At 46.8% G+C, this 6,884-nt stretch carries 7 protein-coding genes and 1 pseudogene; 3 read left to right on the top strand and 5 right to left on the bottom strand.

Annotated features, from left to right (window positions below; all coding sequences use genetic code 11):
- Window positions 1-118 (top strand): annotated as a pseudogene (locus Afil_RS03065) (IS3 family transposase); the annotation flags it as partial.
- 800 nt (window positions 119-918) lie between these two features.
- Here Afil_RS03065 and Afil_RS03060 read toward each other — a convergent pair.
- From Afil_RS03060 to Afil_RS03050, 3 genes are all read right to left on the bottom strand, one after another.
- The gene (locus Afil_RS03060) at window positions 919-2,118 is read right to left on the bottom strand and encodes an ATP-binding protein (RefSeq protein WP_230267051.1); all 1,200 of its coding nucleotides are present in this window, start codon (window positions 2,116-2,118) and stop codon (window positions 919-921) included.
- Between the two features lie 394 nt (window positions 2,119-2,512).
- The gene (locus tag Afil_RS03055; RefSeq protein ID WP_230267050.1) at window positions 2,513-2,662 is read right to left on the bottom strand and encodes a hypothetical protein; all 150 of its coding nucleotides are present in this window, start codon (window positions 2,660-2,662) and stop codon (window positions 2,513-2,515) included.
- Window positions 2,663-2,761: 99 nt separating this feature from the next.
- The gene (locus Afil_RS03050) at window positions 2,762-3,274 is read right to left on the bottom strand and encodes an HD domain-containing protein (protein ID WP_230267049.1); all 513 of its coding nucleotides are present in this window, start codon (window positions 3,272-3,274) and stop codon (window positions 2,762-2,764) included.
- 194 nt (window positions 3,275-3,468) lie between these two features.
- Here Afil_RS03050 and Afil_RS03045 point away from each other — a divergent pair, with 194 nt between their 5' ends.
- Together Afil_RS03045 and Afil_RS03040 are read left to right on the top strand one after the other, a co-directional pair.
- Window positions 3,469-4,197, top strand: coding sequence for a hypothetical protein (locus Afil_RS03045; protein ID WP_230267048.1), 729 nt, complete (start codon window positions 3,469-3,471; stop codon window positions 4,195-4,197).
- Window positions 4,154-4,753, top strand: a complete 600-nt coding sequence (locus Afil_RS03040; protein ID WP_230267047.1) for a hypothetical protein — start codon at window positions 4,154-4,156, stop codon at window positions 4,751-4,753. The genes Afil_RS03045 and Afil_RS03040 overlap by 44 nt, the downstream gene beginning before the upstream one ends.
- Window positions 4,754-4,971: 218 nt before the next feature.
- On the opposite strand, the gene Afil_RS03035 is transcribed toward Afil_RS03040, so the two are convergent.
- Window positions 4,972-5,739 (bottom strand): prolipoprotein diacylglyceryl transferase, encoded by a 768-nt coding sequence (locus Afil_RS03035; RefSeq protein WP_230267046.1) that lies wholly within the window; start codon window positions 5,737-5,739, stop codon window positions 4,972-4,974.
- A gap of 208 nt (window positions 5,740-5,947) precedes the next feature.
- Complete coding sequence (locus tag Afil_RS03030; RefSeq protein ID WP_230267045.1) at window positions 5,948-6,817, bottom strand: metallophosphoesterase; 870 nt, start codon at window positions 6,815-6,817, stop codon at window positions 5,948-5,950.
- Between the last annotated feature and the right edge of the window lie 67 nt (window positions 6,818-6,884).

Below are 6,884 nucleotides of genomic sequence, written 5' to 3'. Positions count from 1 at the left end.
TCAGGGGTGTTACTACACAAGTGTCGGGTTTCGGGAACTGCTCCGTCAGAAGAAACTGCGCCAGTCGATGTCACGCAGAGGAAACTGCTGGGACAACGCTCCTCAGGAAAGCTTCTTCGGCCATATGGAAGTGCCGGACTTTCCAGGAGATCTGTTCGCTGCTGGACGAGCAGATCCGCTACTACAATGAAGAGCGGTATCAGTGGGATCTGGCGAAGCTGTCACCAGATGAGTTCTACAAATACGTAACAACCGGCCGATATCCTCTTTCAGAATGAATGGGATTTAAGGGGGGGCGCAGAATTTTTCTTCCACTCGGTCCCTGCGGGACCGTCCTTGACAGCGGGGCCCTTGCCCCTGGACCCACAAAAGCCGCCTTCAGCTGAATGGTTCACCATTCAGCTGAAGGCTCAGCAGTGTACCAGGGGGCAACCCTCTGTAAAGGAGCGCTTCAGAAAAACTCTGAGCCCATCGCTTCATCGGATTTGTTCACAAATCCTGCTCAAACAACAGACAAACAGATAACAGGGATAACGTGTCCGAACAAAGGGTTCTCTCTAATTATCGTGTCCTTGACATGGGGTACACTTCATCTGCCATACCCATTACTGGGAGGGCAAAAACGTAAAGATTGTTCAGTATCTTATGGGTCATAAGAACGCTGCAACAACCCTAAACGTGTATTCCCATATTATGTTACAAGACGTAAAAGACGCCATTTTGTAGAAATCAATGGTTGAAAACGCTTTACATAAAGCAGATATAGACACGTAACATAATATAGATTATACGAAGTTGTTGATGTGTGATGTTACATCTCCTTATATACGACAATACCCGTCAGGATCCCCTTCTGACGGGTATTTCAGTATCTTTTCCATAGTAATTCGTAGATGGAGGCCCATCCCGTTTATAGATTCATTCCTTTTCCAGCAGAAACGACAGCAGTTCCTGAAACCGAATGCCTTCGGGCAGTTCTGCCTGCGGATCGAGTGTCATCATGACGCGATCGCAGTTGTCATCCAGGCTTTCGAGAGCTTTCAGCTTTTCTTCAAAGAGTTCGGTTTCATGAACCGATGCTAGCAGCTGCCAGCACGTTCTCATTCCATCTTTCTCAGTGACAAAGTCGATAATGGAATGTCGGTTCCTTCCGGTCATGACCGAATAGCCTCTTCGACGGAATTCGAGCCATACGATATTTTCCAGAACGCCCTGCGGTGAAACCTGTCCATCGCTGAGCAGACTGCTCAGCAGTCCAGTATCCGCAAAGTAATATTTTCTTTCCCGTTCGAAGATCTGATTGTTCAGTAGATTGCGGCATTTTACAACGTTGATCAAATAGGAATTTTGTAAGGCTTCCATATAGGCATTCACTGTGTTTACGGAAGCTTTTTTGACTCTCGTTCTCAGCAGGTGACTTGTCCCCCGCCCTGAGATGTATTCTCCCGACTGGCTGGCCATATAGACGGTCAGCTGCTGCATGAGTTCTACATCCGCATAGCGCAGATTTTCGACTAAGGAATGCAGAAGAATGGAGTCATACAGATTTTCGAGAACATCCTGGCGCTCTTTTGCGGAAACAGAAAGCGCAAGCGGCAGTCCGCCCTGTTCCATATAGTCCAGAAACAGCTCGGACAGACTTTCCCTTCTTCCCTCGCAGTATTCCTTAAAGGAAAGCGGAAAGAGTTTAATCGTCTCGATCTGATCGCGCAGCGGTGAACCTTCCCTCTCCGGCAGCACATCAGCCTGTGAAGTCAGAACAAAGAGATCGAGATCTGACCAGTGGAGCAGTCCAGCCAGCGCATACTCCAGATCTTCTACAGCATCTGGTTCATTGATCAGAATTGCTGTCCGGCTCCAGGGCCGATACTCACCGATTTTATGGATTATATATTCATACAGGTCCAAAGCCGTTTTTGGCAGTGTATTGGCGGGTCCGGAATAGTCGAGTTCAATCCATCCATTCGGATAAATGGAATGGTCTTTACAGTAAGCCTGGTACTGTTGGATTACATATCTTTTTCCGACCGAACGAAGACCGCAGAGTTTACTGATCTTTCGACTCTGAGAAGCGTCCATCAGCCGTTTGAAAACCGCTTCGGTTCGATGATCTGGCATACTTTCAACCTCCTGAAGAATGTGAATCCCCTTTTGTTCAGGATACCATTGAATCCGCTTTCTCATACCCTTCTAAGGGAAAAGAAATGCAGAAAATCATAACGCGAGCAGCTTATACAAGATTCATTTTATTGAAATATAAAAACAACGAACGCAAAGATGGAACAGTTCGCCGGTTTCAGCATGATGAAAGTAAATGGTTTTTGGGGTACTTCGGTCGTTAAGGCTTCTTCCCTTTTCTGTACGGAGGAATTTTGGAGACTCTCTTTCTTTTTGTTTGACTATTAATAAATAAATTTCATTTTATCCTGGAATTATTTTCAACATTCAGTTAAATGAAAAAAATGGCAGAACAAAAAAGTCCTGCTCATTCCCTTGTTTACGCGCTCGCCAATTAGAAAAGCAGGACGACGATCAGCGTTCCAATCAGCAGGAACAGGCAGATCTTTTTCAGGGTTCGAATCGGATGAAAAATAAAGGAGAAAAGAAACAGAAACGCCAGAATGACGTACCAGAGCCAGATGAAGGACAAAAGTGTAAACATATGCGTACCTCTCTTTGCCTCGAACTATACGCTTTGATTCTGAATATCGAATTAGAATTTTCTAAATATCCAAAATGGATTCCGTAATCCGTACAGAGATCAGTATTCAAGAGGATCTGGATCGATTGACAGTTCCTGCATGACGTTTTGAAGTCTTACTACGCGTTCCGGCGGTATGACTCCGCCAGGATTGCTTGACCACCCGGCCAGACAGTCCGCATCTTTCAGAGCTTCAGCCAGAGGACTGTCGACATTGAGCTTATTGGAGTGGACTTCAATCGCCGATGCGATTTCCTCGATTTCTTCCGGCGTAAACCGGTCCAGTCCTGCAAGCAGCTTTCGCGCAGCGGCAGCCCCAGAGCGAGCATGGGAACGGGATGGCTGATTCTCCAGAAATTTTCCAATATCGTGCAACACGGCCGCAATTTTCCCAGGCTCTGGATCCAGATTTCTCTTTTTGCACAAAATAGACATATAGGCATCGACCATGGATGTGTGACTCAGCGCAAATGCGCGAAGAACCGGATTATAAATTTGGGCAAATGCCGCATACACTTCGTCCCGTACAAGCGGATATCGATCAAAGGTTCTGTATTTTTGGTTTGAATTCATTCTCATTTTTCCTGCCTTTGTCCTCATTCTAACGAGATTTCCACTCGATGGGCAGAGCGACGACAGAGTCTTATTTGTATACCTGCATCCATTTACCCCTGAATTTTGAGTACTTTTCACAACGTCTAAACTGACAGGTGCTCGAATATCCTGAATGTCAGAATACCCTGAACAATTTATAAGGAGCTCACCGTATGAACACTTCAAAATTTCAATGGCTTAATTTGTCCGACGAAGATCTGACAGACCCTTCCCTTTCCATGGAAGATCTTTTAGGTTTTTCCATACATCTTTATCATTATCCGAAAGAACTGCATCCGATTGAGACGATGTACGACTGCTGGGAGAACCTGAAGCATCGAGATAAAGAGACGTTTGGCTTGTTGGAGCGGATGCACGCTATACAGACTGGCTGGTACCTTGCCTACTCTTTTTACAGACTCAGCGATATTGATCATGCCAAAGAAGCCTGCCAGTATGCGTACAGCCTGACCGATACAGATCTGCTTGCCGGAGACCGAATCAGCTCACTGCTTCTTTCTGCAGTGATTTCCTCCTTTTGTCAGGAAGCAGCCCAAACAGAAAAGAGTCTGGAGGAGGTCCGATACCTGCTTTCCCAGCGATCCGATAAAGTGGATGGTCTGAATTTCGAATACGAGGTCGTCGCTATGCGTTTTGCGCTCAGTCAAAATGATCTTCCAGCGGCTCAGAAACATGAAAAAAATGCGCTTAGCATTGATGATCCAAAACTGTTTCCGTCTTACCAGGATGCTTCTGAATCTTTTGTGCCCGGCTGGCGGATTTCCAATCTCGACTGCGGCGAATTGCGATACGCGACGAGCCTGCTTGCCTTTAAACAGGGTGAACTGGATAAAGCGCTTGGCGAATCTTCCAGGCATTCGATGCCTGTCCAAACGCTCTAGAATACTGTTTTTCCTTCCTATAAATATTGCTCATCAGAAAGCCGTTCAATCGTTCCGGGAAAGCTATTCCATTCGACTTAAGCATTACGGTTCGAGGTATCTGCTGACCTGCAGCTCTTACCAGAACTTAATCAAAGCCGGACTTGCGTCGATTTCTTCAAAGAACAGGACGCTGGATGATGAAGAAGTGATCGCCTACAAAACGATGTATGCAGAGCTTTTGACGAACCTCCACGCGATGGAAGGTGATCAGGCTCGCTTTCGGGAAAATCTGGCGCGGCTGGACTACTCGAACTTTCTGACCTCGATTCACGAAGAAGACGAGGCTCTGGTTCTTCTTGAGGAATTGCTGAAATGCTTTGAAGATACCCAAAACTGGTACTATGTCGTCATTGTTTACAAAAACCGCGCTCTTCTTCCTGGTCGGACGATCCAGGAGGTACAAGAGGACATTGAACAGGCTTTGGATCTGATCGAAACCCGATGCAAAGGATCTCACTCCCTGAAGCAGACGCTTCTGGATCTCTCCAGTACCTATATGAAAATGCCTGAGTAATTCAATTTGCGGTTGGAAGTTCCTTTCCATTTTGCTTATACGCAGAGCCTTTCTCTTTCGCCGGCAGATTGGTGTCCAGGAATTCCCTCTTTTTCAAAGAACCTGACTCCCCTTCTGGCATTAAAAAAGCTTCCTGTATTGAGAATAGACAGCGGATCTGTCTGGTTCTTCAATCAGGAAGCTTTTCATATGCCTGTTTCTCTTTTCTTAAAATCTGTCTATTTCTGGTCTTTGTTTTTAAGCCGGGAGCGTCCCGCTAAGAGCACAGCCAGCGCAAAGGCGAAGACAAAGAGCGAAATATACTGTGATGTGGAAAGACCGTTTACGACACCGCGAACCATATCGCCGCGGACGAATTCAATCGCAAGACGTCCGGCGGAGTAAGCGATCAGATAGGCTGCACCGACTTCTCCGTTGAACTTTTTCTTCTTCGAAAACCATTCGAGAAAGAGATAAAGTCCAAAGTCGAACACGGACATGACAATCTGTGACGGAAAAAGCGGAACGCCCGCCGGTGCTTCGGATCCTTCCGGGAACACGATGCCAAAACCGTTTGTCATTTCAATGCCATAGCAGCAGCCGGCAAGCAGACAGCCAATACGGCCAAAGGCCTGAGCTAAAGCGACTTCCGGAATGATCAGGTCAAACCATTCCCAGAAATTCATGGCATGCAGCTTGCAGTAGTACCAGCCGCTGATAAGACCGCCGATAATGCCGCCGTAAACGACCCAGCCGGAACCCAGATCGGTAAAAATCGTTGGGTCTGTAGCCATATCGGGAATACGGGTAATCCAGTAAAGGACTTTGGCGCCGAGCGCACCGCCAGCCAGTACCGTAAAGACCAGCCATTCCAGCCGCCTGGGATCATACCCTTTCGCTTTGACTTTCTTTTCAGCCAGTGAATAGGCGACCAGAATGCCGATCGCAATCATCAGTCCATAGGAATAGACGTGAAGAGAGCCAATCGAGAAAAGAATCGGATACATAAATTCCTCCTTCTTGTTTCGTTCTGTATTGCTAGTTCAAATCTTTGTCCGTTCTGAACCGTTCCCTGCTCGAAGAGAAGAAATGAAAAGACGGTCAGAACCGACACGTGCTCTATTGTATCGGGCCTGGATCAGGAAGAGCAATGAATGGGTCCGGATTGTCGAATCGTCTAAATCCATACCGTATTTGAAACCCATTCCGATACGATTATTTCTTTTCCGGCGCTCTTCTCAGCGTAATCAAAAGCAGCTGCGGACGATTATACAGACGCGGGATAATCATCTGATCGCCCAGTCCCCGGCTTTCGATCATTTTCATGCCATCGGGCTGTTCGAATAAGCCGCTGTCGTATTTGGGAAAGAAGCGGGAGCCGTTTCCATCGTTTGGCTGCAGAAACCCTTTTCCAAACAGTCGGATATGTCCGCCATGGATATGTCCGCTGAAAACCAGATCGGCCTGCGTCTTCTCCAGATAATCAAACAGATCTGCACGATGAAATAACAGAAGACGACAGGCTTTCTTTTCAGGAAGCTTTCCGATGTCTTCATTCAACTGTTCAAGACGCCGATCAAAAGACCAGCGGTAATGAAAATCGGGATCCTGAATGCCCGCGATTTCCAGCGGCTGTCCTTCTTTATACAGAGTCATCACATCGTGATCGAGCAGCGTTATGCCAAGCTGATCCAGATTGGCGGCCCGTTTTTTCCATTGGCCGCTGTAATATTCGTGATTGCCGCTGACCATATAGACCGGGGCGATTTTTGAAAGGCTGGAAAGAACTTTATTGGTCGTATCCGCATGCTGGACACCATCATACACATCCCCCGTCGCAAAAATGAGTTCGGGATGATCGTTCTCAATCGCTTCCATCATGCTTTTGGGATTGTTTCCGTGCAGATCCGAAACATGAGCGATTTTCACGCCGTCCCAGGCTTCTGGCAGATCGGAAAGTTCGATCGTCATCCCACTCACTTCCAGGTCGTTTCGAAACGCCCCGCTCGAAAACAGAATTCCAATCAGAATCGCCAGTGCACATAAAAAAATCAGAAAAATTCGCAATCCATTCGAAAAATTCATGGTATCAGTATACCAATTTCTCCGATTCGAATCGTTTATGGACCGTCCTTCGCAGGCAGATAAAAAG

The sequence above is a fragment of the Allobaculum fili genome (assembly GCF_020969955.1).
Taxonomy (GTDB): domain Bacteria; phylum Bacillota_I; class Bacilli_A; order Erysipelotrichales; family Erysipelotrichaceae; genus Allobaculum; species Allobaculum fili.
This window is presented reverse-complemented; position numbering and strand designations above follow the sequence as displayed.